Annotated in this window: 13 protein-coding genes and 1 pseudogene; 7 read left to right on the forward strand and 7 right to left on the reverse strand. The window is 55.1% G+C overall.

The annotated features are described in order from the left end of the window. Nucleotides 1–2 precede the first annotated feature (2 nt). Genes EGT36_RS17845 through EGT36_RS17865 form a run of 5 tightly spaced genes read left to right on the forward strand, consistent with a single transcriptional unit; the run spans nt 3 to nt 6,224 of the window. Nucleotides 3–656, forward strand: a complete 654-nt coding sequence (locus EGT36_RS17845) for an ABC transporter ATP-binding protein (RefSeq protein ID WP_125270742.1) — start codon at nt 3–5, stop codon at nt 654–656. A gap of 51 nt (nt 657–707) precedes the next feature. Next, on the forward strand, nt 708–1,964 hold the full coding sequence (locus tag EGT36_RS17850) for a KpsE/RkpR family capsule polysaccharide export protein (RefSeq protein ID WP_125270743.1): 1,257 nt from the start codon (nt 708–710) through the stop codon (nt 1,962–1,964). A gap of 7 nt (nt 1,965–1,971) precedes the next feature. Further along, nucleotides 1,972–3,072, forward strand: coding sequence for a glycosyltransferase family protein (locus EGT36_RS17855; RefSeq protein ID WP_125270744.1), 1,101 nt, complete (start codon nt 1,972–1,974; stop codon nt 3,070–3,072). 37 nt (nt 3,073–3,109) lie between these two features. Next, entirely contained in the window at nt 3,110–3,889 is a 780-nt protein-coding gene (locus EGT36_RS17860; protein ID WP_244455657.1) for an ABC transporter permease, read from the forward strand. 7 nt (nt 3,890–3,896) lie between these two features. Next, nucleotides 3,897–6,224 carry a glycosyltransferase family 2 protein gene (locus EGT36_RS17865; RefSeq protein ID WP_125270745.1) on the forward strand — a complete coding sequence of 776 codons (2,328 nt, stop codon included), beginning with the start codon at nt 3,897–3,899 and terminating at the stop codon, nt 6,222–6,224. Between the two features lie 32 nt (nt 6,225–6,256). Here EGT36_RS17865 and EGT36_RS17870 read toward each other — a convergent pair whose 3' ends face one another. The 5 genes from EGT36_RS17870 to EGT36_RS17890 are packed head-to-tail and all read right to left on the reverse strand — an operon-like array spanning nt 6,257 to nt 18,777. Next, nucleotides 6,257–7,486, reverse strand: a complete 1,230-nt coding sequence (locus EGT36_RS17870) for a capsule polysaccharide biogenesis protein (protein WP_286084155.1) — start codon at nt 7,484–7,486, stop codon at nt 6,257–6,259. A 50-nt stretch (nt 7,487–7,536) separates the two neighbouring features. Continuing rightward, nucleotides 7,537–9,123 carry an LTA synthase family protein gene (locus EGT36_RS17875; protein WP_125270747.1) on the reverse strand — a complete coding sequence of 529 codons (1,587 nt, stop codon included), beginning with the start codon at nt 9,121–9,123 and terminating at the stop codon, nt 7,537–7,539. After that, on the reverse strand, nt 9,116–9,928 hold the full coding sequence (locus EGT36_RS17880; RefSeq protein WP_172965664.1) for an SDR family oxidoreductase: 813 nt from the start codon (nt 9,926–9,928) through the stop codon (nt 9,116–9,118). The genes EGT36_RS17875 and EGT36_RS17880 overlap by 8 nt, the downstream gene beginning before the upstream one ends. 31 nt (nt 9,929–9,959) lie before the next feature. Continuing rightward, a complete protein-coding gene (locus tag EGT36_RS17885) occupies nt 9,960–11,345 on the reverse strand; it encodes an aminotransferase class I/II-fold pyridoxal phosphate-dependent enzyme (RefSeq protein ID WP_286084156.1) in 1,386 nt (461 codons plus the stop codon). After that, a complete protein-coding gene (locus tag EGT36_RS17890) occupies nt 11,338–18,777 on the reverse strand; it encodes a type I polyketide synthase (RefSeq protein ID WP_125270748.1) in 7,440 nt (2,479 codons plus the stop codon). The genes EGT36_RS17885 and EGT36_RS17890 overlap by 8 nt, the downstream gene beginning before the upstream one ends. Before the next feature lie 285 nt (nt 18,778–19,062). On the opposite strand from EGT36_RS17890, the gene EGT36_RS17895 reads away from it, so the two are divergent. Then, nucleotides 19,063–20,241 carry a polysaccharide biosynthesis/export family protein gene (locus EGT36_RS17895; protein WP_125270749.1) on the forward strand — a complete coding sequence of 393 codons (1,179 nt, stop codon included), beginning with the start codon at nt 19,063–19,065 and terminating at the stop codon, nt 20,239–20,241. 598 nt (nt 20,242–20,839) lie between these two features. Then, nucleotides 20,840–21,103: pseudogene (locus tag EGT36_RS17900) on the forward strand (flagellin N-terminal helical domain-containing protein); the annotation flags it as partial. 145 nt (nt 21,104–21,248) lie between these two features. Here the strand turns inward: EGT36_RS17900 and istB are convergent. Further along, nucleotides 21,249–21,983, reverse strand: a complete 735-nt coding sequence (gene istB, locus EGT36_RS17905) for an IS21-like element helper ATPase IstB (RefSeq protein WP_003501246.1) — start codon at nt 21,981–21,983, stop codon at nt 21,249–21,251. 1 nt (nt 21,984) lies between these two features. Then, the gene (istA, locus tag EGT36_RS17910) at nt 21,985–23,484 is read right to left on the reverse strand and encodes an IS21 family transposase (RefSeq protein ID WP_052821263.1); all 1,500 of its coding nucleotides are present in this window, start codon (nt 23,482–23,484) and stop codon (nt 21,985–21,987) included. Between the last annotated feature and the right edge of the window lie 126 nt (nt 23,485–23,610).

Raw genomic sequence — 23,610 nt, forward strand, 5'->3', positions numbered from 1 at the left:
AGATGATCCGTTTCCAAAACGTCTCAAAGCACTTCAAAACCCAAAGTCACAAGAAGATCATTCTTGACCGTGTGAGCGTTGAGTTCGAGCGAGGTTATTCATACGGCATCCTTGGTGTGAACGGCGCCGGTAAATCGACGACGATGCGCATGATAGCGGGAACAGTCCTGCCAAATTCGGGGAGAATCAGCAAGAATGTCCGGGTGTCCTGGCCACTCGGCTTCGCTGGCGGTTTCAATGCGCAGATGACCGGTAAAGAAAATCTCAATTTTGTTGCTAGAGCCTATGGCGAAAATGAGCAACGCGTGTCCCGTTTCGTCGAGGAATTCTCCGAACTCGGCGATTACATCAACGCACCCGTTCGAACCTATTCCTCAGGCATGTCCGCGCGACTGGCGTTCGGTCTGTCCATGGCAATCGAATTCGAATGTTATCTTGTTGATGAGGTTACCGCCGTTGGCGATGCGCGGTTCCAGCAGCGATGCAAGGAGGCCTTCAACAGCAGACGCAAAAATTCTGACATCATCATGGTTTCCCATGCTATGGAGACAATAAAGGACTATTGCGAGAGAGCCGTGTTACTCGTTGATGGCCGAATGATGTATTACGATGACGTGGAACGGGCGATCGAGGCCTATTACCGACTGAACCGGTGATTGCTTACAGCCGGACGCCGGTCGGAACGCGATATGCTATGGAGGGTCCCTTTGGCGCGACAGGAAGACAGCAGTGGTGGGCCTCTGGTCGGACTCGAAGCCAGCCGCAAGATTTCCCAGCGGCTAGCTTCGTCGGCGCGCAAACTGCGTTTTTCAACCTCATCACGAAGCAGTCTTTACAAGGTTGTTGGCCTTCGACCCAGAATGACCGACCGCCTTTTTACAGCGGCAGTATTTCTCGTTACTTTTATTTTTTTTGCCGCCCCTAACATAACCGTCATATTATATTATGGCTTTCTTGCTTCAGATCAATATGAGTCGGAAACGCGCTTCACTGTCCGTTCTTCAACGCCAGCCCTTGGCAAGGATCAAATCGCCAGGGTCACGGGCGTACCTTCCGCGAAAATCGTGCAAGACACGCAAATTGTAACGAACCTCATCAAGAGCCACGAAATGTTGGACATGCTGCGTAACCGCGGCATCGATTTGAAGCAGCTTTTCGGCAGAAACAGCATCGACTGGTGGGCGCGCCTCAGCCAAGATGCGACGGCGGAAGAAATGAAGAAATACTGGGAAGACATGGTCACAACATCCGTGAGCGCATCAAGCGGGATCGTGACCGTCAAGGTCAAGGCCTTCTCTCCGGAGGATACGGCTCTGCTGGTCGAGGAGATCGTCAAAGCGTCGGAAATTGTCGTGAATCAAGTCAACAGCCGCATGTGGAAGGATATCATAGCCACGGCAGAGACAAACCTGGAAAACGCGAAGCAACAGCTTCTACAAGCCCGCGAAACGGTTGCTGCGGCTCGCAATCGTGAAGGCGTCCTGAGTGTCGGCAGCAGTTCGCAGATTATTGCCACATTAATAGGAACCATTGAGGAAGAACGTCTGAAACTGCAACAACAATACAGTTCGCAGGCTGCTGTCGTATCGTCCAACTCACCGCAGATGCGCGTTCTTCAACGAGAAATCCGCAGCAAGGAAGAACAGATCGCCAACCTCAAGGCGCAGTTGGCGGGTACAGGCAAGGAGCGCAATCTCGCCGATGTGTCACAAGACCTTTCTCAGCTCGAATTGGCGCAATCGCTGGCGGAACAGCAGTTCTCGTCAAGCGCCAAAACAGTGGAGCAGGTCCGCTTTGTCAGCCAGCAGCAGCTTCTTTACCTCGATAGCTTTCTTACGCCCCGCGTACCGGACGAGGCAAATTACCCGAAGCGGTTTCTCTGGATAAGCCTGACATTTATCGCGAGCTTGGTCGCCTGGGCAATTGCAGTAAGCCTCCTTTACCTCGGCCGCAGCCTGCAGTGAGTGAAAAATGCCCGGCACCTCGCTCCGGCACATATTTTATGCAATTTTGCCCAAACCATCGGCGGGCAGTTGGCAAAAAAAACAAGGATCACCAATCCAGCGCTTGCTTGTGCTCACCAATGGTCACAATCCCACCTTTACCTACTATCTGGAAGAACGGCTGGCGACCGCGCCCTTTGCCACACGCGTTCGCAACCTCAACGACAGGCTTTCCGATATTGATCCTGAAGGACTTTTTGTAATTGTCTGCCGCTACATGCGACTGCGCCAGCTTTTCTGGCTTTATAAGCATCGCAAAAGGCTTGCAGGAAGCAGCCTTTTGATCGACGACGATATCGCGGCCACCGTCACAGACAGCGGTGGAACTCTGGCTTACAAGATGTATTTAACCGCGTTGGGCCTCGCGCCTCTTCCTATCCTGAATCGTCTTCTTTCCGACATATGGGTCTCGACGCCAGCCCTCGCTGAAACAATTAGCCGCGGCCGACCGAACTCACCGGTCGTTGTCCCGCCTTTCCCGCCCGAAGATACCTATACACCTGCTTTCTCCTCCACGGCCGGAACCGTGTTGGTCATGGCGTTTCACGCCACAGGTAACCATGACAGCGAGCACAAGTTTTTGATGCCCATCGTCAGGGACGCGCTGGCCAAATGCCCCAACTTACATTTCGAGGTTACGGCATCTGGAAGCAGGCTCAAGCTCCTGTGGATGAAGGCCGGGCTTCCTCCGGACCGCTTTCGCCTGAAACCTCACCAGGACTGGAGACAATATCTTTATGAAACCAAACGGAGACACGTTGACATCATGCTCGTTCCTCTCGTCCAGAATAAAATGAACGATGCCCGATCAAGCACAAAACGCTTCGACGTCGCGCGCATGGGTGCCGCAGCGATCTTTTCGCGAGGCCATGTGTATGAGCAACACGCAAACGACGGCGAGATACTGGTTGATAATAACCGTCAAGCCTGGACAGAGGCTATTCTTAATCTCGCGGCGAGTGCCGAGTTACGTCATCGAACGAAAAACGCGACCCAGGCTGCGGTAAAAACTTATCTTGCAAACACCCCGAATATCCTTCCCTTAGGGGCGGACAAACAGAAATTCTAGGATATTGCAGATGACGGGGCCCAACATGAACCGACGCATGACCATTCTTCACGCGTTGGCTGAGAAAAAAAATGTCATGACGGCCGTGGTCCTGCGTGACATGCGCACTCGCTTCTTCAACCACGGACTGGGGTTTCTTCTCGTTTCTCTCTGGCCTTTGGCGCACATGATTATTCTGCTTGGAATATATACGGTCATGGGTCGCAAGACACCGTACGGTGAAAGCCTGAACGTTTTTTTTGCGACCGGACTAATTCCAACGCTGGCATTCATGTATGTGTCTCGGTTCATGTCGTTATCACTCATCCTGAACCGCTCTATGTTGGCATTCCCGGTCGTAACAGTCGTGGACATTATGATGGCACGTGCATTTCTTGAAGTCGTGGCTGCCGCTCTTACTCTGTTTTTCATGTTCATGATCCTGCTCGCACTTGGAGACAACCCCTATCCCGCAGATCCATTCGAAGCGGTTTATGCCTATCTTGCGACGATCCTTCTGGCCGTTGGTGCCGGCTCCCTGGCTTGCGTCATGGTCATGTTCATGCCCTTCTTTGCAACGATCTATGCGCTGACGATGATCGTCGTTTATATTTCGTCCGGAACACTTTTTGTCTCCGCCGCACTCCCAGAGAGTATCGCCTATATCCTGTCCTGGAATCCGGTCTTTCATGCCGTAGAATGGATGCGCTTGGCCTATTTCCCGGGCTACAGCGACAAATGGCTCGACCGAACCTATATTATCAGTTTTGGTGCACTATCCCTTTGCCTGGGACTTTTTCTCGAACGCGTATTGAGAATGAAAATGCTGGAAGGATGAGCCTGCAATGACACTGCGAATCAGCGCCAGCAAGGATTTGGCACCCGTGCAACTTCACGGAGATAATTTGTGGACCAGTAGCGGAGATGACCCGTTTTTCGATATTCGGTTCAGCGCTATTCGGCGACCGGTCCTCGTCATCCTTCTCAAGTCGACGGACGGCGAGATGCTCCAGCCAAAAGTGTACATCAACAAGGGACACGGCTATCGAGAGCGGGACACGATTGAACATGACCCGGGCCTTTGTTTCATTATTACCGTAGATGTCGGCCGTTCGGGGCTGATTTGCTCGATGCGGATTGACCCCGCCGCTCAGCCGGGGGAATTCTCATTTTCAGTGACGTCTTTTCCCAATCGAGAAAGTGCGGAACGGATGATCGGGATGCGCATGAACCACGACATGTGCGATGCAATACGGTGGGATATCGGCAACTTGCCGCGATTTCGGCTACGTTTGCCCTCACCTCGACTGCGACGCCGAAAAACTGAACTGGCGAAATTTGTCGAGATGCAGCAAAGCTTGGCACGGAGCCTGCCAAATGCTCGCCCCGAAGCCACGGACCCGGTATGGCTGAGCATTGTGGTTCCCGTATATAACGCTCCGAAGCGCTACCTGGATGATCTTGTCAGATCGTTCGAGATGCAGCGCGCGGAAGGCGCTGAGCTGATTCTGAGTGACGATGCATCATCTTGCGAAGAAACATTGCGATGCTACAAGGCATTCGCTGGTCGCAAAGGCATCAAAATTATCCGTGGCTCGGTTAACGGTGGCATAGCCGTGGCTACGAACTCCGGGCTGATGGAAGCTCGGGGAACGTGGATCACCCTACTCGATCATGATGACGTCATTGCGCCCCACGCGTTGAAAATCATCGCAAAGGCGATCATCGACAACCCTCAAACCCAGTTCCTTTACACGGATGAATTGGTCGTCAATGACCGCCTTATTCCAAGCGGTCTGATGTTGAAGCCGGCCTTCGATCCAGTGCTGCTGACAGGCGTTAATTATATCAACCATTTCTCTGTTTATCGACACGACCGACTTCGAAAGATCGGTTATCTCAGAACGGGATTTGACGGCTCGCAGGATTATGACCTCCTGCTCCGCTATCTTGAAGGTGTCCCGGAACACCACGTGCTCCATGTCCCTTATGCGGCCTACTGGTGGCGCAGAACCGGTCAAACATACTCTCGCCGTTTTATCGATAGGGCGACCGAGGCCGCACGCGTTGCACTGGTCGAAAAATTTGAGCGACAGGGGCAAAGCGTAACCGTCGTACCTGCGCTGACCCAGACACTTCATCGCGTCGAGTTTCCTGTCGCCGCTGAACATGACTGGCCGAAAATCTCGGTAATCATTCCAAGCAGGGACAGCCACGCTCTTATCGGCACTGTCCTCAAGGGGCTTTTCGAAGGAACCGACTATCCAAATCTCGAGGTCATCATAATCGACAACGGAACCACCGACAGTCGGGTTCTCGAACTGTATCAGCATTACCGGGACACACGACCGGGTTTTTCTGCCATCATAACCGAGGAGAGTTTCAACTTCGCCAAAGCCATCAATCGCGGAATGAAAAAAGCTTCCGGCGAACATTTCCTGATTCTCAACAATGATATTGAAGTTATCGACGCCGGATGGTTAAAGGAGATGGTCTCCTGCCTGAAATTCGATGCCACAGGCATCGTCGGCGCCAAACTGCTTTACCCAAACAACAAGATACAACATGCCGGCGTCATCGTCGGATTCGGCGGCCTCGCCGGCCATTGGTATCTCAACAAGCCGGCCAATTACGGTGGGCCCATGAATCGGCTGCATCTGCGAAACTCGGTGACTTGCGTAACCGGTGCTGCAATGCTGATATCAGGGAACTGCCGGCAGGCAATCGGAGACTGGGATGAAGCAAATTTCGCGGTCGCCTACAATGATGTCGATTATTGCATCAGGGCTCACAAGGCCGGGTTCCGCATCATATGGACACCATTCGCCTGCCTGTATCATCATGAATCCGCCTCTCGGGGGTCTGACCTCGTCGGTCAAAGGAAACGCCGTTTTGAACAGGAAAAGGAAAACCTTCGCCTGTTGCACGGTACAGACACATTCGTGGATCCTTCCATTAACCCAGGCTACGAAAAGCGCCACTCCACGCCTGACATCGAAATTCCAGCGAAACTCGCACCTGCTCGCGCGGGCCTCCGGGCAAATTCAGGGACCGTGATCGCACCACTTTCATATCAAAACGGGGAGCCTCCTGAAAACGACCAGGGTGCTGGAAGCGGCTCGAATGCCGATACGGCATCCCCGGTCGAACTGCGGCGGACTATCCAACCGTAGTCCTTCTCAAATCATCACAACCGTGCTTGAGCCTATAAAAATAGGCCTGGCGGATATTTTATTGGCTTCTGGCGTGGGACATGGCCGCTGTCGCCACCGGGGAGGTTTACCCTCCCGCTCAGGATTCGTGCTGCAATTGCCTGAGCTGCAGCTGACGTGCCAGCTCGCGAACTGAAATTGCCCCGTACCTGAATAGACGCGGCCAGCAGACGATAAAAAGCGCCCGTCAGTTCGGGATCAGGTTGATGCGGCGCCTGCCAGAACAGATCAAGCGGTCTCTGATCGGTCATGCCTGCTATGTCGTAAATCGCGGTGCCAAGCACCTTGGCCGGGATCCCGTCTGACAATCCATGGAGTGCCGCCGTGGAATTCACAGTAACAATCCCCGACGCTCCGCAAATCAACGCTGCCAGGTCACCCCCGCCAAAATAGAGAATGCGGCTGGTAATACCCAGCTTCCCTGCCTGGCTTTTTACTGCACGACGCCATGAAATCAGTCCATTGTCGAGCGGATGGACCTTCACGACCAATCGGGCATCTGTCGGTGCATGTTCCGCAAAAGACGTCAGTATGTGAGCAATCGCCTGTTTCTGACTATGATAGGGCGAATGTGCCCGCAACTGGAAATCGGTTTCAAGTTGCAACGGATAGACGAACCAGGGGTTCTTCTCTCGCTTCAACGCGGTAATCATCGCCTGAGCGCGAGAGTTCCGAATCTTCTGTGTGGTCAGCTGAACGATCCATCCCGCATATTCCGCCAAGGGATGAAACAGTGAGTGGCGCCGATAGTGCGGATAAAGAAAGCGGAAGAACACCGATGGAAGATTATAAGCGAGATCATAGAGCGCTTCAGCCAGAAAGGTCTGGTGATAGCGACGCACACGATCGAGCCCGGGCAACTGCCGGGCCTCAGCCAGAATCGTTGCCGGGTCATTTGGAAATCGAGAGTTAGACGACATGCCATCGCGCTCGATGGTGACCCAGTCCGGTCTCAGATAACCCATTTCGATCACGTAAACATCTATACCCGTCGCGTGTGCGATACGAATGGCTTCAGCGTGATAGGGCCTCTCCTCACCCAGCAAAATCATCGCGCAGATGCCGTGGGTACCAATAAAGCTCTCTACAAACTGCCCCCAATCCTCGGGACGCCCGCGGTAAGCAATACCGCCGCGCCGACGCCAGAAAAGGCTGTCACCGGCATGGAGATTTATTCTAAAGCAGGCGCGTCCGGCCGCCTCCAGATGTTCGGCAATCTTCATGAAGAGGGGCGAGGCCGGCCCTTGCAGGAAGAGAAACGCGTCTCGCGCAGTCATCGTTGGTTTACTCTAAAAAGTCCTGAGTGATAAATAAGTGCCTTGAATAAATTCCATGGGGCCTCTTCCTTTTCTTCCGAAGGCGCCCCGTTTCCTGCCGCACTCCCAAGGGGAGCGATAAAGTAATCCGTGCGTGGATCCGGAAATGGGTCGGCGTAGCGTTTCAGCAAAGGGGCATGGTCACCATAAAAAACAAGCCACACCGGGCGGTCAAAACGGTCAACTGCAGATACAAATTTCCCAAGCGCCGCATCGGCGTCCTGCAACAGCTTTCTGTAAATCTCGACGGAATCGGTAAGCCCTTCGCACCGGCCCGCTTCCCACGGCCCGTGATTGCCCATCGAGGCGATAAAAAGCAACGTCGGCTGATCGGCATCGATCCGCGTTGCTATGTCCAGAACTTTTTCGGTCAGGCGAGCATCGGAAACATAAGGGCCATCGCGCGCGGCTACGTGGTCGAAAGCCTCCAGCATCGTCATTTCGTTGAAGCCTAATAGCGGCATGGCTTTCTTGCGATTGAAAAAGGTGCTGTCATAGGGATGAATAAAGTGGGTATGCCAACCAGCCTTGCGCAATTTCGAGGGCCAAACAACATCCGAGTAAAAAGAGGCGCGCAGATAGGGATAGCTCGCATCTGCATGGATGTTGTCCGGCTCCAGACCGCTCAGTACGGAGAATTCTGTGCGAAGGGTGTAGCCGCCTTCAAAGACGCTCGTCATACGTCCCCATTGTACCGCGCGCTGTTTAAGCCAATCAATAGCGGGGAGTTCCAGACCGGTGTCGCCAAGATTACGAAGATCAAGAAAAGATTCAGACTGCCAGAACACGATCAGCGGAGCCTTGTCCGATGGATGACCGACCAGTTCCTGCCAGACATGATGAATGCCATGCGTTAAGTCCGCGACGATAGAATCGCGCCGTCTGCCAAGCCAGATCATGAAGTGATAGGCAACGGACGCAAACGTCCCGTAACGCGCCGTATTCAGTCGCGCGTCCAACGTCCTGAGAAAACTCTCGGCGACCCGGGCCGCAGCCTCGCCCGTTGGAGGAATGAAAAGCAGTATCACCGGCAAAACAGGCACACATACCCCAACCGCGATCCATAAAAGGTGATTCCGCTCTGGTAGTAAATGCGGCTCAAAAAGCATGAACAATGTCGAAACACCAAATACGTAAGAAAACGACGCCAGCCAAAATAAAGTATTTAATCGCGTCGCGTAAAATATTGTCTTGTACTTAAAAACATCGACGACAAGGGCTATGTCAGAAAAGACCAGAGGCTCCCGGATAAATATGAATTTTGCACGGGAAATACCAGTGAATATAATAAAAAAACTAATCGTTCCCGCCATGGAGTAGATGGGTCTCCATGAGATCGCGAAAAAGATAGTGAAAACAAACAGGATGATTGGAAGTCTTGCGGCCAATTCGATTGCTGTGCGAGCCCACGTCCTCTCGGTGCGGCTTTCACGCCGCACTGCGGCGGGCATGGCAAAAGGATCGGTAAGATAGACGGCAAACGCTGCTAGAGCGAAACACAGAAACGTCAATCGAACAGGGTGCAAGGATAAAATATCATTCATGCCGTTTCGCTTCTCGCCTGTCGCCTGTCCGGAGGGCTCGCCAATAAAGTACGGGTTTTATAAATGCGCCGAACAGGGCGAGCATGCTCAGCGCAAAGCCAAAATGCACATCTGTCACACCGCGATCAACCGCGTTTATGATTTTCTCTGCGACTTTGGGAGCTGGCCAGGGTTTCAGAATGCCCGTGATTTTTTTTGCTTCGGCAGGGCGGTGAAGCATTTCTTCTTCGTATTGCGGCGTGTCGGTGTCCGGTGGGTAGGCGATCGTTATTCTCACCCCGAAAGGCTGCGCTTCGGCCTGCAGGGCTTCGGCGAACCCCTTCAGTGCCGTCTTCGACGCACAATAGGCCGAATAACCGGGAAGACCTATAGCTGCTGCACCTGATGAGATAAAAACGATTTTCCCACGTCGTCTTGCTTTCATGCCAGCATATACGGCACGAGCGGCATTGGCTGCGCCAACAAGGTTGATACTGATCTGTGCATCGAAGACTTCAGGGGACTGCATTTCAAAAAAGGCGGGATCCACACGACCAGCGCTGACAACCAGGATATCACAGGGTCCGAAGGCTGCTTCCGCTTCGGTGACCGCCGTCGAAAGAGCAGCCCGGTCAGTCACATCGGCGCATGCGATACGAATAAGATCGTGTCTTTCAGGATATCCTTCTACCAGATTCGACCGAGCCTTTTCCAGCAGTGCGCGACGGCGCGCTATAAGTGAAACGGAACAACCCCGATTGACGAATTTGCGTGCGACTTCAAGACCTATACCGCTCGATCCTCCGGTGATTATCGCATGCAACATATCGGCGCCCGTCGATAAAATCCCGCTTCCACTACGAAATAAGACCTGCAACCTGCTGGATGTCTATTGCGGTGAGCCCAACGTTGCGGCGTACGAGCTCCCCGAGAATTTCCGCGGTGAGACGAACCGTTCTGGCGATCTGTTCTTCCGTGTGTTCAGCTGTCAGGAAGAAGCGGAGTCTCGCTTGCCCCTCCTGGACCGCAGGATGAATGATGGGCAATACGTTGATGCCCGCCGCGAAGAGGTCATTGGAAAGTTGCACGGCCCGCAGCGAGTCCCCGATTATGACCGGCACGACGGAGTAACCGACACTGGTACCGACATTCAAGCCCGCTTGCCGGGCGAGTTCAATAAACAGATGACCATTGCGACGCAGCGATGCTACCCGCTCAACATTCTCCTGGAGGACCGTTATACTGGAAAGAGCTGCCGCTGCCAGTACAGGCGCAAGCCCAACCGAATAGACGAATCCCCCGGCCTCAGCCTTCAATATCTCGATCAGAGCCCGGCTGCCCGCGATATAACCACCACAACTCGCAGCGGTTTTCGAAAGTGTACCCATCCAAATATCAACTGACAGCGGATCGATACCGAAATGCTCGAATGTCCCACGACCGGTAGCACCCAGTACACCGAACGAGTGGGCTTCGTCCACCATCAACCAGAATCCGTAGCGCGAGCGTAGTTTCACCAGCTCTGGTAAACAGGCGATGTCGCCATCCATGGAGTAGATACCTTCCACAACCACAAGAATGCGTCCGCAATCACCCGCAATGGTGCTCAGCACTTTCTCAAGGTCAGAAGGATCGTTGTGACGGAAGAAACGTCGGGTTGCCCCGGACAGCTTGATACCGGCCAATACGCTGTTGTGGATCAGCTCGTCATGTATCACAAGGTCCCTGGGACCGATCAGGGTGGAGACGAGCGCCAGATTCGTCAGATACCCGGATACAAAGCAGACGGAGGCTTCAGTACCGTATATCTGCGCCAGACGTTCTTCCAGAGCCGCATGCAGCGGCCGTTCCCCCGCCACCAGACGACTTGCTGATGAAGATATACCGAAACGGTCGATAGCTGCCCTAGCCGCCTCTTTGACCTTTGAATGCGTATTCGCCCCAACATAGTCGTAGGATGCAAAATTGATCAGTTGCCGCCCGTCAATCACCGTTGTTGCGCCCGCCGCCTGCTCGTGCGAGCGATAAAAAGGATTTTCCACGCCTGCCATCGCGCTGATGGCCTTGTGGGTCATCAGCCTGCGATACTCCGGAAGGTTCTCAAAACGCGTTGGCGTTACGCCCGCCTCTGACATCTTGCGGCTCATACGGTCCATCCGGTTACGTCCCGCCTGATCACGTCGAGTCCGCCACGCACCGAGATAGTCGTCAGAGCGATCTTCTTTATCTTTTTCGTCAACCAAAGTGCTCTGATTCCTGTTCGGTTTCGACGCTCATGTGCTTGCTGGCCAGTTGCTCCACAAGACCGGCTTCGCTCGTGGTTTCCTCAGTGTTTCTACGAGCCAGCACTTTCTCATACAGCTTGCGTACAATATCGCCTACCGTTGCATTCTCACCCATACCAGCGAGAGGAATGTCAACACCTGTTTTTTGTTGGAAACCTGTACCAAGTTCCATAGCCATCAAACTGTCGAGACCAATATCCTTTAAAGCCTTTTCCGGTGTTATGCTATCCTCTGCAACCTTGAGAAGACCGGCGATCTCGCCCGCGAGAAGGCGATGAAGAATAGAATACGCCTCTTCCGCCGGCTTGCCCGAAATCATCATTGGAAGATCCCACTGCTCTCCATCATCTCCCTGAGAAATCACCGTATTGCGCGGAACCGCCGAAAAGAGCGGCTGGTTTGCGATCGGAAGGCCTGAGACGATCGTCCAGTCAAGGTCTGCCACAATCGTCACTGCCGCGCCAACGCTACCAGGATCCGTAACAATACAACGTTCGACAAAGCTCAGTGCGTCGCGCGCATTGAGACTGGATCTTCCGAGCCGCTTGGAAAGAATATCGTTTATATCGGAATTGCGAGCCAGAAATCCGGTATCTGCGATTGCGCCAAAGCCGATGGAAAGCGCTGGAAGTCCTGCTGCGCGTCGCGCGCGTGCCAAACCTTCCAGATAACCGTTTGCTGCTACGTAATTACCCTGACCCGGATTGCCGATCATTGTTGTCGCTGATGAGAATAGCAGGAAAAGGGTCAAATCATCTTCGCGCGTTAGTCTGTCGAGCGTCGAGGCGCCTTCCGCTTTGACATCAATTACTGGCCGATTACGATCGCGGTCCAGGTTCGCGATGAGCGCATCGTCGAGGACCATCGCTGCATGCAGGACACCTTTTAGCGGCCCGATGCTCCGCAGGTCCGCCAACAATGCCCTGACCGCACTTTCATCCGTTACGTCGCACGCGTGAATGCTGGAGGAAATGCCTAAACGCTTCCATCCGGCGATGGCAGCAAGTGTCTCACTGTCTGCTACACCCTTTCGTGTAGCAAGCGCCACATGGGTAGCACCTCGTTCAACAAGCCACTTGGCAGCGGAAAGCCCGAAACCGCCGATGCCTCCAAACACGAGATAAACGCCTTCTGGAAGGGCCAGCTTTTCTTCTGTGGTCAGGCGAACACCGTCCTGCCCGGGCGCTGGCGCCAGAACCACGATCTTGCCAATGTGTCCGGCATTCTGCATGAGACGGAAAGCCGAGGCTGTTTCATCGTAGCGAAAGGCGCGGAAAGGAAGAGGCGTCAGTTTGCCTTGGGCAAACAGCGCTGCAAGTTCTCCAAACACGCGCCTCGTGAGTTCAGGCGCTTTGACAAGCAACTGATCCGCGTCGATGCCGAAATAGGAGATGTTGCGACGGAAAGGCCGCAATGCGAGTTTGCGGTCGGAATAATAGTCCCGCTTGCCAAGCTCGAGGAAACGCCCGAATGGCTTCACCAGCTCGAAACTGCGCTCCATGGCCTCGGCAAAAAGAGAATTCAGGACAAGATCGACCCCTTGTCCGTCAGTAACATTCAGAACATCGGTGACAAAATCCAGTGACCTTGAATCAAAGACGTGCTCGGCGCCCAGCATTGACAGGAAACGGCGTTTCTCCACCGTTCCCGCCGTTGCGATCACCCTTGCTCCCTTTAGCCGTGCAACCTGCAATGCGGCAAGACCGACCCCGCCTGCTGCGCCATGGATGAGAATGGTTTCACCTGCCCTGATCCGCCCCAGCTCCACCATGGCGTACCAAGCCGTGAGGAATGCCACAGGCACCGTCGCCGCGGACTCAAGACTTATGCCCTCGGGTACAGAAATCAGCCCTTCGTAATTGACCTTGACATGCGTAGAGAAAGCAGCCGGACCGATACCCATGACGCGGTCGCCCGGTGCAAAGCCCTGAACGCCTTTGCCAACTGCCACTACCACTCCGGCAATTTCCATCCCGAGGGTCGCGCCCGCGAAGCCGTCCTCCAGAGCTTCTTCCGGGAGCAGGCCCATGGACCACATGACATCACGAAAATTAAGACCCGTTGCGGCGACCTGAACGACCACGTCACCCGGTTCGGGTTTCGGCATGGTTCGTTTTTCCCAGACGAGACTATCGATCCGCCCACTCATCTGCTGGCGGATGGCAGCCATTTCGAACTTCGTGGTTGAGCGTGCGATTACCGGCGCGGGGCCGGTCACGACTCGAATGACGGACAGCAAGCCTGTCTCCCTGTCGAGGAGCCATTCACGCTCGCCCCCGTGATACGAAATCAGGTTTGCGACAGCTTTTTTCGTCTCCGGATCTGCCGGATCTGCATCGAGGAGGAATATTTCGATCTCTTCATATTCGTTTTGAAGGACATGCGCGAAAGTCCATACGCCACTTGCCACCGGGTCGGCGCCAGGCGCGTCGGCAGGTGCACCTCCAGGCGCCACTATGACCAGACGTACCGGCTTTAGTCCTGCTTCCTTGCGAAGTCTCTCGCGCGCGGCTTGTGCCAGGCCACTCAGCACGAGAATGTGGTTCTGGAGCGCCTTTGAGCCGGATTGCGCCCTGGTTGGGGGCAATACGAAGATCGCAGCTGCCGCTTCCCGTTCCAGCTCGGCAAAGGCTTCGGTGAAAGGCGCTGCCCCCCCGTCCGGAAGATACGAGACACGGAGCATAGTCGCTCCCTCTACAGCAAGCTCTCCGTCGTCGGTATCCAGGATCTGTAACACCGGACGAGAGACGGGAGCGCTCGGCGCGCTTTCTGTTTCGACCGCTTGTCCTCGAGCCTGTATCGAAATCAGACTCCCCTCACTGGTACTTTCAATTTCTGCTTTGCCATCCGAAAAACCAAGTTCCTCCAAGAGGTCCTTCCATTGCGAGGGCGAAGCATAACGGCCCAACGGGAATTCCGGCGAGGCACTTTGTGCAAACCAGTTGTCGGTAAGCCCAAAAATGAAATCGGCGACGGTCGATGGAGCCGGTTCAACCGCCGCCAGAAAACCACCGGCATTGCCAATCTTCCTCAATGTGTCCTTCAGCGGGCTGCTGCCCTGCAGGTTTGCAAAAAGCGCGCCTCCAGCGGTAACGGCAATATCCGCAGGCGCCTCCCTCGTCTCGGTATCACTTGCGCAAACCGAGACCGCAGGATTGCCTTCAAACGCCAATTGCAATGTTTTTCGTAGTGGGTCGGATGGTTCAACGATAACAAGCCGCCCCCCCTTTTGCACCGCAATGTCGGCCAGCATCGTGCTGAATGCAACCGAGACCGCGCCCGCCTCCAGGATCGTGCAACCGGAGCCCGGTTTGATATCTCTCAGCATCTGCACGAGCCCGTCGATGAGCAAGCGCCGCTGCAATCGACCCACCGGCATGTCGTGACGCACATGATCAAGCGTCGCCTCGCTCAAGAAACGCGGCCTGTTTCCGGCGCTGACACCACTGAAACCGTTTGCCAGGCGCTCCAGAGCTTCCTGATAGACATTGCCAACGAGCACAATCTCGACGACCCGTTCGGGGAAGCGCTGGCAGGCCGCCCTGAACAGCGCTTCAAAGTCGGGCAAATCACATTCGGATGGCACCGACCAGCCGTCACCTTCAAAGAAAGCAAGCCCGGCATCTTCCAGAGAATACATACAGCTGGCAACGAAACAATTGAAAGATCGGTCATCGCTCAACTGTGTAAAGGTAACCCGCCCGCTCTCTGCAATTTTCGAAGCAATGTCATAGCTTGCTCGAAGCACCGCAGCCTCGATAAGCAGGGTCGCTTCGCCTGGTTCTTCAGTTCTATGATCAAAACCGGCTTTATCAATGATCGTTGCGGCGGCCGCACGGCCTTGGACGGGAATGGTCTGATAATGAAATGAAACGTCTTCGAGGGACTTGTGTTGGCGCAACCATGTACGACGGAAACGGCAGTCATCCAGCGTCGCGACAAGCGTTCCGTCTTCTGCGAATAACTCGAAGCATGCTCTCAGCGTATTTGCACCTACTCTCTGGATTTCGACAGCGGCGCGGGCGATCTCCCTGCCCTTTTCCGCACAGCGCACCGACCCGAAGCGGACGGGAATATATGGCGCGCCATTGGCGTCACCCGTAAGGCGGCCAAAGAAAGCGACCAATCCGTGAAAGGCTGCGTCGATAGAAATGGGGTTCAAGTCATAAGAAAGCCAAGGGTGTGCCGGCTTTTCCGGCGGGAGCAAATCCACCAGGAGATATTTGTCACCGAAGAGCTCGGCCTGCGCCAGAAGCTGGAAGCTTGGCGCGTAGTCCAGGCCGAAGCGGCGAGCGGTTTCATATGCATCCTTTGTCTGAATTTTAAATGTCTTGTCAGAAGACAAGAGCTCAATTCTCGACGCGCGTGCCATACCGGCAGATTTGCGGCTGCGGGCGGTCGCATGAACCGTCCAGCCGTCTTCACTCAAATATTCGCGTGACGCGATCTCTATCGTCCCGGTTTCAGGCGAAATGCGGGTAGAAAGCTCCGTAAGCCGGGAAGCACGCAAATCCAACGGGCGAGAGATTTCGAGATTGGTGATTTCGACATCATCAACACCAAAATACTGCCGCGCCGCTTGCACCGCGATCTCGATATAAGCTGCGCCCGGCATAATGGGTTTGCCATCGACAATATGGCCGGCCAAATCCGGCAAAAGCGACGAATCCAAATGGTTCTTCCAGACGGAGGAACGCGGATCAGTGCGCCATCCCAAGAGTGTATAGGGTTCCTCTTGAAAATGTCGCCCGAACAGATTGACACTGTCCGACGTCGGTTGAACCCGGCATTCCCTGTTTTCGAAGGGCAAGGGCGGCAGTTTCACGCCATAGGTGCGTGGGGATGCGAATTGCGGCGCGACAAAGCCATGTGCTACTGCGCGCATCACCGACCGTTCGACCGGATCGATTCCCTCTGCCTGACCAGGGCGTGCCAGGGTTGGAATGACGGCGACGGCAGCGGCAGCTTGTTTGGCAGTCTCCTGGATGTAGGCCGACAGGATCGGGCGTGGCGATATTTCGACAAAAAGGTTGCAGCCCGCGTCGAGAGCGGTCGAAGCCGCCGCCTCGAATGCCACGGGCTCACGCACGTTACGCCACCAATAATGTGCATCTAATGATGCCCCGTCCAATACCCCGCCCGAAACCGTCGAAATATAGCATGTATGGCCTCTCGCCGGAGCAATGGCCGGAATCTCGGCGAGAAATGCATCGCGTTCCCTGTCGATCGCCGGGTGGTGGAACGGATAGTCGATATCCAGAATCCGCGTCGGGATACGGGCATTTTGCGCCGCCCGTTTGAACTCCACGATTTCTCCAACCGTACCCGAAACGGTCACCGAATTGGGGCTGTTTACGGCCGCAACGCAGATACCGCCTAGTCCGTTCGATGCAGCAAAAGCCGCCGCCGACTGCGCAGAAAGGGCAACCGCCGCCATAGTGCCTGTCCCCGCCAGGGCGTGCTGACGGCGAGAGCGTACGGCCGTTACCGTGGCCGCGTCATCCGCCGACAGAATGCCCGCAGCATAGGCTGCGGCAATCTCTCCGACTGAATGACCGAAGACTACATCAGGCCGCACACCTCGCTCCGACAGGCTATCGACCAAAGCCGCCTGAATTGCGAAAAGAAGCGGCTGTGCGATACGTGTGTCTTTCAAACTGTTTGTGAGATCCGGCTCATGCAGGATGCCAACCAGATCTTGATCACCACGACTTGCAAAAAGTGCCGCATGATCATGAAAACGGTTACGGAAAACCGCATTCTCGCGGTAGGCGTCACGTCCCATGCCTGCCCATTGAGAGCCATTGCCAGCGAAGACAAAAGCTGTTTTTATCGTCTTTCCGGGCGCCTCTCCGAACTCCGCGGGGCTGTCTGCCGTGGCGTCGACATGCTTGATTACGGACTCTGCGATCCCTGCGGAACTCTGGCTGCTAACGACAAAACGATGCTTCATAACGCTGCGGTTGCGAGTAGCCGCGACGAGCTGGGCTGCCTCCTGCGGTGAGGCCACGGCAAACCGTTTGGCGTAATCGACGATCAGCTGTTGGAGCGCATTTTGTGTGTGGGCGCTTATCATGAAGACGCCGGCTTCGTCGGTAACCTGACATGACGAAACGTTAGGCGGATCAGCAAGGACAACGTGAGCGTTCGTGCCGCCAAAGCCAAAGGAATTCACGCCGGCCAAACGCTGGCGACCGTCCCGTGTCAGCCGCCGTCCGCGGAAATTGATCTCGATATTCAATGCCGCGAAATCGATCTCTTCGTTGGGAACTTCTGCATGAAGTGACGCGGGCAGATAGTCGTTTTCCAACGCGAGGACGGCCTTGATCAGACCCAGAATCCCCGACGCAGGCTCCGCATGGCCGATATTGGACTTAATCGAGCCTATTGGAAGTGGCGCCGAACGCGCGCTCCCCAGGACCTGCCCCAGCGCGCGAACTTCAGCCGGATCACCCACCTTGGTGCCAGTGCCGTGCCCTTCGATGAAAACGAGATCGGCCGGACGAATGTCATGTCCCTCATATACGGAACGAAGCAGTGCCGCTTGCGCCTCGGAAGACGGCAGTGAGATACCATTGGTGCGCCCCGAAGAGTTCATTCCGGTTGCGACAATCGTGGCGCGACTGCGCCCGCCTTCTTCAGCGACACGTCGCGAATGCCGCAAGACGATCACGCCGGCTCCTTCGGCGCGCACGTACCCTTTCCCGTTTTGCCCGTAGGCACGACACAATCCCTCCGGCGAAAGCATCCGGGCTTGAGAGAAGCCGACAAAAGACAAGGGGTGCAGAAGCAAATTGACGCCCCCGACGATCGCAGTATCGATCTCCCCGCCAAGCAGTGCGCGCTCGGCTTCAGCCAGAGCAACGAGGGACGACGAACACGCCGTGTCAATTGTCATGCTGGGACCACTGAGGCCCAGCACATGAGACACGCGGTTGGCAATAATGGACAGGGTGTTCCCCGTCATAAAATGAGGACTTCCCGACGCGGGGTCCTCAACAAGCAGGTTGCCATGGTCGAGAGCGGAAGACCCAATATAAACGCCGACACGTTCACGCTGCAGCTCCTCTTGCCCAAGTCCCGCGTCCTCCAGCGCCCGCCATGTGACCTGCAACAATATCCGTTGCTGCGGGTCCATAAAGGACGCCTCACGCACCGAAAGCCCGAAAACGGCGGGATCGAAGTCATATATATTGTCAAGCACACCAGCGGCGAAGGAATATGCCTTGCCGGGCGTGCCAGGAGTTGGATGCCAGAAACGAGCCTTGTCCCACCGCGAAGAGGGAATAGAGCTCACGACACAGCGGTCATTTTTCAGCAATTCAAACAATTGCTGAGGATTTTCAGCGGACGGAACGCGGCATGCGTATCCCAGTATCTCGATTGCCATTAAATCCAACTTATAAAAATACGATGTTAGCGCTTCCGTCCAGGCATGCACCTATTCCCGATACGCGTCCACCCACGACCGGACATCGCCCCGAACCTTTCTTTCTCTCTAAAGCAATAATAATCACGTCTGCAACCGCGAAAGAAAATGTTTCCATTCTGCGGTTGCATCGTGACAGGGTGCATGAAATTCGATAAGCGTCAAAAACGCCGGTGTAGGCATTCGTAAACTGATCGTTGCTAAAATGGCAAGAAATGTTCAGGTATTGAATCTTTTGGTGTATTCGTGAGAAATTATTTTGCTTTGACCGTCTGTGTCGCGCTTGGATCCTGTAACAGCCTTCCGGGCAATGGGCCTTTATCCTCGGACATTTCAGAGCAGTCGCGGCAGTCCACAGGCCAGGCGAAAGTCGCACCGGATGTCGTTTTTGATATTGTAGACATAGATACGAATTCATCGCGTCTTATCGCAAGCTACGATAATCGATTGCTCCAGCGTCGATTCGGAATGGGCGGCAACGCGAAAAGGCCTGTCATTGGTGTGGGCGACCATCTCAAGGTCATCATTTTCGAAGCCGGTGAAAACGGCCTCTTTTCTACTGCCGAGAGCAAGCAAACAGCCATAGACGTCATTGTACAACCAGACGGTAAGGCTCCCATTCCCTATATCGGCCTTGTTGATTTCTCGGGGAGAACGCTCGAGACTGTGCGACAAAATATTCTGACGGCGCTCACCAGCAAAGCGGTTGAGCCAGATGTGATCATCAATACGGTTACCACCGCGTCGCGAAATGTTACCGTCTCCGGCGCCGTCAAGTCAGCCGCTGTTGTGCCTCTTAACCTCGTGCCCGAAACAATTATGGAGTCAATCGCCAAGGCAGGTGGTCCGACAGCCCAGCCCTACGAAAGTTATGTAACGCTGACGCGCAGCGGAAAGACGGGGACTGTCCTTCTCAAAACAATTATTGAAAATCCACGTGAGAACATCTTCGTTCAGCCGGGAGACCAGATATTCCTGACCCGTGAGCCTCGGACGTTTACAGTTCTCGGTGCTGTAAAATCAAATAATCGGGTGGAATTTGGCTCGAATGACCTTAACCTGCTCGAAGGCGTAGCAATGGTGGGTGGTGGCGAAGCCAACACAAGCGATATGCGCGGCTATTTTGTCTTCCGCTACGAAGAACCTGATATTGTCGTCGCCTTGCTTGGAAAAACCCGCTTCGACAATTTGCAGAGAAAAGGAATGGCACCCGACAGATTCGGCAGGTATCCGATTGTATACCGCTTTGACATGACCAAGGCGGGCAGCCTTCTTGTCGGCCAGACCTTTCCAATCAAGAATCGCGATGTCATATACGCATCACGCCACCCGTCAGTGGACTTTACGAAATTTCTTAACATCCTCGCAAAGCCGGTAGGGATCGTCGCGTCGGGCCTTAGCATTTATAGTGACGTGACGGATTAACTGGACTGTATAGACTTTCGAGAAATGCGGCGTATGCATGTGCCGTCGTGTTATTATCCACAGGCACAATGCCGACTGACATTATTGCTGCGAAAAGGCTTAATTTTTAACTATCGCTACGGGATGTCCGCGAAAAGAAGCCCGAGATCTTAAAAGCGCGAGACAACTGATTGGTTGTTCCTTTCAACGTGGAGGCGAGCCGGTTTCGAGCCAGCTCCACGCATGTTTTTTGCTCTCGCTTTATTCGGTGAACGCGCCTTTCATTCCGCTATGATCTCTCTCGCTGGACTGAACGTCAATCTCCTGAGGGGGCCCTGATCCTGCAGACGAGCCAGGATTCCAAGATGCGGAGGTGAGAATGTGTAATATTTATCCCATGGAAGACGCAAGAGGAAACGCGACGCAAACCGGCGGCCAATAATCGCTCCACAGCGAATTTCCAAGACATGTTCGTGAACGCAGCCGTCAGTGGAATCTGCGGAGAAATGCTAGTTTCGGTAATCTGCAGTTAATAATTGATTAACCAACAAAGTATTTATATCGATGCAATCACTGATTGCTCATGAGGAGCAAGTTTTCATTTTTCTGCGGGTTCCTCATGACATCTATTTTGACAAATAGCGCGGCCATTTCGGCGCTGCAAACTCTCCGCTCCATCTCATCGGGGATGGAAAATGCTCAAAGAGCCGTTTCCACCGGACTTCGCATTACTTCATCGTCTGACAACGCAGCCTACTGGACCATCTCCACAACTATGCGCTCCGACCATGGTGCTCTTTCCGCTGTGTACGATGCGCTGGGCCTTGGTGCTGCAAAAGTCGACGTCGCCTACGCGGGAATGGACAGCACGATTGATGTTCTTAGTGTCAATCGGCGTCGTAACGGGACCCCTTATCGGCTCCCAAAAGGGACCCCTGCCTCTAGTTGCATCGGGTCAGCGCGCGTAGGCCCGGGGCTCTCCATTTAGCGCAAGGGCCTGCGGGCGCGGGTTGTTTGTCTTTTCGGCTTTAGCTTTGAGAGCGGTTTTTAAAGCGCCAGGATTCGTTCCCGGTTTCCACGATCTCGCAATGGTGGGTGAGCCTGTCGAGCAGAGCGGCGGTCATCTTGGCGTCGCCGAATACGGCCGGCCACTCGCCGAAGGCCAGGTTCGTCGTGACGATGATGGACGTCCGCTCGTAGAGCCTGCTGATGAGGTGGAAGAGGAGCTGGCCGCCCGCCTGGGCAAATGGGAGATAGCCCAGTTCGTCCATGATGACGAAGTCGAGCCTGGTGATGAAGTCGGCCAGCCGTCCCTGTTTGCCGCTACGTGCCTCCGTCTCGAGCCGATTGACGAGGTCGACGACGTTGAAGAAGCGGCCGCGTGCGCCATTGCGGATCAGAGCACGAGCAAGGGCGATGGACAGGTGAGACTTTCCCGTGCCGGTTCCGCCGACCAGAACGATATTGTGCTGCTCGGCGAGGAAGGCCCCGGTTGCGAGTTGGCGCACCAGGCCTTCGTTGACCGGCGTGTCGGTGAAGTCGAAGTCGTCGATGTCCTTGGCCAGCGGCAGCTTGGCGACGGTGATCTGGTATTTGATGGAGCGCGCTTGCTTCTCGGCGATCTCCGACTGAAGCAGGTCACCGACGATGCGCGGCGGTTCGTGCTGTCGCTTGATGCCGGAGGCCATGATCTCGTCATAGGCGCTACGCATGCCGAACAGCTTCAGCGTGCCCATCATGTCGAGGATTTGGGATCGTTCCATATCAGCTTGCCCTCCTCAGGCTGTCGTAACGGGCGCAGTCGGCCAGAGGCTCATGGGTCAGGCGAAGCGCATCGGGGATGGAAAGGATGGCGGCCGGCTGCGGATCACGCTTGCGGGCCAGAATGTTGATGATGACGGCGGCCGAGAACACGCCCTGATCGATCGCCTCCTGGCAGGCCGCTTCGACGGCGGGGAGCCCGTCCAGGCCCACGCATTCGAGGATCGACACCATCTGCCGGTCGCCGTCATGCATTGCCTTCAGCCGGCGGCGCACCTTCTCCATGGCGGCGGGCAAAACCCAGTCGTGGAACGGCGCACCGTTGCGCAGTGCTCCCGGTTTGCGGGTCAGGACCGGCACGTAATGCCAGGGATTATAGATCGTCTCGCCACGGCCGAAGCAGCGATCGTGTTGGCCGATTTCCACGCCATCCTGCCGGATGACGATGCGATCTGCATAGGCATGTATCTCGGCAGGGCGGCCGACTGCCGTAGACAGTACCGAGTATTTGTTGTTGTCGAAACGCACGAGGCAGGTCTTGCCGATCGAGGCCTGCACAGCGTGGAAGCCGTCGAATTTGCCGGGATAGCCGACCAGGTGCGGCCGCTCCGCATCGAACACCTCCCAGATCGTGCGCTCCGTCTGATCGACGTGCTTATGAGCGCGGGCGTAACTGATGCACTTGTCCAGCAACCAGCCATTCAGTTCATCGTAGGATTTGAAGCGCAGTCGCGGCGTGAAGAAGCGTTCGCGCACCAGATTGACCTGGTTCTCGACCTGGCCTTTCTCCCACCCCGACGCCGGCGTGCAGGCCACCGGTTCGATCAGGTAATGGCTGCACATCTGTAGGAAGCGGCGATTGTATTGCCGTTCCTTGCCGACGAAGACCGTCTCCACCGCGGTCTTCATATTATCATAGATGCCGCGCGTGCAGGCCCCGCCGAAGAAAGCGAACGCCCTGTCATGGGCGTCGAAGACCATCTCTTGCGTCTCGCGCGGATAGGCTCTCACATACATCATCCGGCTGTGGCAGAGCCGGATATGCGCAACCTTCACCGTCGTCGTCACGCCGTTCAGCACGACAATCTCGTGGCTCCAGTCGAACTGGTAGGCCTCGCCCGGCGCGTAATAGAGCGGCACATAGGCTTGCGCCGTCACGGACCCGCGCTCCTTCGCCCATGTTCGGGCGTAACGCCGGACTGTGTCGTAACCGCCCTCGTAGCCGAGGTCGCGCAAGTCCTCGAATATCCGGATCAGTGTCAGCCGTTCGCGAGAAGATTTGGCCTCATTGGCGAGGAGCATTCCATCGAGCTGACCGCGCCAGGGGCCGAGCTTCGGCTGAGGTTGACGGGTCCGTTCGTATTTGAACTCCGTCTCATCGGTGCGCAAAACCTTCCGCACCACTTTCCGCGATATGCCCAACTCCCGGCAGATCGCCTTGATCGACTTGCCCTGAACATGGGCTAGCCGCCGTATCTTCAGAATTGTTTCCACAATAAGCATCCGAACAAAAAGCCTCCGATGAAACCGGAGGCTGTTGTAACCCCATTGCAAATGGGGGTCCCGTTTGGACGCCGATCACCCCATGTGCGGGGTCCTTATTCCATGCCTAATCACATTCAAGCCGTT

Source organism: Agrobacterium sp. FDAARGOS_525, assembly GCF_003938925.1.
Lineage (GTDB): Bacteria > Pseudomonadota > Alphaproteobacteria > Rhizobiales > Rhizobiaceae > Agrobacterium > Agrobacterium pusense.

What these genes read in the sequence shown, in the direction of transcription:
- EGT36_RS17845 (WP_125270742.1), top strand. Translation starts at nt 3, where the DNA reads ATGATCCGTTTCCAAAACGTCTCAAAGCACTTCAAAACCCAAAGTCAC.
- EGT36_RS17855 (WP_125270744.1), top strand. Translation starts at nt 1,972, where the DNA reads ATGCCCGGCACCTCGCTCCGGCACATATTTTATGCAATTTTGCCCAAA.
- EGT36_RS17860 (WP_244455657.1), top strand. Translation starts at nt 3,110, where the DNA reads ATGACCATTCTTCACGCGTTGGCTGAGAAAAAAAATGTCATGACGGCC.
- EGT36_RS17865 (WP_125270745.1), top strand. Translation starts at nt 3,897, where the DNA reads ATGACACTGCGAATCAGCGCCAGCAAGGATTTGGCACCCGTGCAACTT.
- EGT36_RS17870 (WP_286084155.1), bottom strand. Translation starts at nt 7,486, where the DNA reads ATGAAGATTGCCGAACATCTGGAGGCGGCCGGACGCGCCTGCTTTAGA.
- EGT36_RS17875 (WP_125270747.1), bottom strand. Translation starts at nt 9,123, where the DNA reads ATGAATGATATTTTATCCTTGCACCCTGTTCGATTGACGTTTCTGTGT.
- EGT36_RS17880 (WP_172965664.1), bottom strand. Translation starts at nt 9,928, where the DNA reads ATGTTGCATGCGATAATCACCGGAGGATCGAGCGGTATAGGTCTTGAA.
- EGT36_RS17890 (WP_125270748.1), bottom strand. Translation starts at nt 18,777, where the DNA reads ATGGCAATCGAGATACTGGGATACGCATGCCGCGTTCCGTCCGCTGAA.
- istB (WP_003501246.1), bottom strand. Translation starts at nt 21,983, where the DNA reads ATGGAACGATCCCAAATCCTCGACATGATGGGCACGCTGAAGCTGTTC.
- istA (WP_052821263.1), bottom strand. Translation starts at nt 23,484, where the DNA reads ATGCTTATTGTGGAAACAATTCTGAAGATACGGCGGCTAGCCCATGTT.